The organism is Paenibacillus sp. P4_A9, assembly GCF_056402415.1.
On record NZ_JBFUHL010000173.1, the window covers coordinates 1 to 2,488 of the forward strand.

A 2,488-nucleotide genomic window follows, 5' to 3' on the forward strand; every position below is an offset into this window, starting at 1 on the left:
ACGAATTCGAGGGTGAATCGCGCAAACTGCTTATGGACAGGCCCGAACTCCGTTTCTCGCTCAGCGAAGCATTCACTGCTGTGACCATGTCCTATTATCAGGTAAAACGCATTTTTACTTTCAATCCCAATTTCCTGATGCTTGTCAATTTAGATAAGGAATTTCGAATCATTCCATCCAATTAAAGGCCACTAAACAAAAACAGCCTGCCCTCTAGAGAGGCATGCTGTTTTTGTTTTCGTGAGCTTATGTTCCTGCATAAAAAATTAAATATCTCTCCACGTTTGCTCGAATATAATTGCTATCATGTTTACCTGCGCTATTGTGATATTCAGATTGGATACCACGCTGAATGAGCAGTTGATGGAGCTTCTCCGTACCTTCATAAAATTTATAATCATCTTGATCACCACTATCCAGATAGACCTTAAGTTGTTGTAGATCGGCAGTTTTAGCGATGATCAGAGGATCTCTTTCTTTTCTAAGCTCATTAGTAGGATAAAGAAAGCTTTTCAAGTCTCCGGCTTTCGAAAAATCATCAAGCCAGACAGCCGGCATATGTCCGCCTACCTTACTAAATAAATCAGGATGGCGAAATGCGCTGTGCAAACTAATGAATCCCCCCATGGACTGGCCACCAATATAACGTCCTTCACGGGTTGAAATTGTACTCAAATGAGAGTCCACAAATTGAATAACTTCCTGAGTGATGTAATCCTCATACTGACCACCGATGCCTACTTTGGGCGTGTTAAGGCCATAGCCGTTATCAGCCTGAGGGGCAACGATAATGATAGGATTAATTTTGCCAGAAGCAATGAGTTCATCAGCCTTTTTCTCGATTCCAATGCCAGGCATCCAGTTTGTCTCATTGCCATTGAAACCGTGATATACATATAAAACAGGGTATTTCTTTTTTTCATCATAGCCTTTAGGTAGGTACAAACTGAGAGTCATGTCTTTACCTAAAGCTTTGCTCTGGATCGAGATGCGTTTCAACTGTGAGGATTGTGACATGTCAGCAGGGTTGTTCTTCCACTCAGGTTTTACGGTGACAGGAGGGGAATACTTGCTTTCCCCTAACGCATTGGCTGCTGCAACTTGATAATAGTAGGTTTTTCCATCAGTCAGATTGGTGTCTTTATACGTAGTAGTGGATACAAAATTATGAATGGTTTCGAATCCAGATTCAGGCATAGTGCTTCGTTGTATCACATATTTTTCTGCTTCTTTGGACGGTGTCCATGAGAGATTAGCCTCKGTGTCTCCTGCCGCTATTTTTAATTGCGTGGGAATAGAAGGAATCTCTTTTACTAATGCAGACTTTTCATTTTTTCCAAAGATCGAGGTTTCCGAAATACTGTTCCAGCCATTTCCTGTTGAGTTACCATGTCCGAGAATACGTACATAGCGGGCTTCTGTTTCTGGAAATTCGAATGATTCCAGTTCACTAGATGTCCCAGAGCTCTTCCCAGAGAGTACTTTACGGAAAGTTTGTTTATCATCAGATAGTTCGATATCGAAGGATGAACTGCGCGTGTTTCCTTGATAAAATGCAATTTGTAAAGATGAAATAGAACTTTTTAAGCCCAAGTCATACAGGATCCATTGACCATCTCCATTGGMTGACCAGCGAGAGTCGAAGCGGTGATCGACCGTATTTTCAGGTACATTGCCGTCATTCCCACTATCTGTTACAGCAGTCACTTTCAACTCTACCGCTTTAGTGGCTTGTTTAACGGGTACGCTGGATGAAGATGAATTGCTTGAACAACCTGATGCTGTCAGCAAACAACTGAGCGATATGATGAGTAATAGATGAGATAGATACATATTTGAGCGACACCCCTTATGTGTCGAATGTATTGAAAAGTCATCTTGAAACCTATTTTATCATTGGAAAAAATTTCTTAATTGTATAATTTCGGGCGTAATTTGTGTTTTATATAGGAAAAATTAGCCATAAATACAGTTGGAACGGCAGCCGATCAGAGGATCAGCTGCCGTTGTTTTGAAGTTATTCGTTAACTTAGTATTAATCAGAAGGTAATGCAGTCTGTGACTTTCTCATAAAATTAAGAATCATTGATTTATGGGGGAGTTCAATATGTGGCTTTATGGTCCTCATCACATAACCCGATCCATTTTTCCTGAGAATCAGGAGTTTCCTATGTTGTCTCTTGTTAGTCAACTAACGCCGGAACCCCTTCATTTTATCCGGAATCATTTTCCTTACCCATACATCTCGATGTATGATTGGCACCTTGATATACAAGGCCACGTGCGAAAACCAGGCCAACTTTATTATAAGGATTTATTGAGAATGCCTCAGGTGACATTGCCTGTTACGTTGGAATGTGCTGGTAATAAAAGGGCGCATTTTGATCCTAAAGTCCGTGGAGAGCAGTGGGACCTCGGTGCCATTAGCCATGCCATTTGGACAGGTGTTCGGCTGCGGGATATCCTCGAGGCTGCTGAAATCTTAAGT

2 protein-coding genes and 1 pseudogene are annotated in these 2,488 nt (G+C 41.4%); 2 read left to right on the plus strand and 1 reads right to left on the minus strand.

Annotated features, from left to right (window positions below):
- Window positions 1-185, plus strand: a pseudogene (locus AC1DVJ_RS30570) (type II toxin-antitoxin system VapC family toxin); the annotation flags it as partial.
- A 61-nt stretch (window positions 186-246) separates the two neighbouring features.
- Here AC1DVJ_RS30570 and AC1DVJ_RS30575 read toward each other — a convergent pair.
- Entirely contained in the window at window positions 247-1,791 is a 1,545-nt protein-coding gene (locus AC1DVJ_RS30575) for an alpha/beta hydrolase-fold protein (protein ID WP_477596631.1), read from the minus strand.
- Between the two features lie 379 nt (window positions 1,792-2,170).
- Between AC1DVJ_RS30575 and AC1DVJ_RS30580 the strand changes: the two genes are divergently transcribed.
- Window positions 2,171-2,488, plus strand: a 318-nt coding sequence (locus tag AC1DVJ_RS30580; protein ID WP_477596633.1) for a molybdopterin-dependent oxidoreductase, incomplete at its 3' end; no start/stop codon positions are given.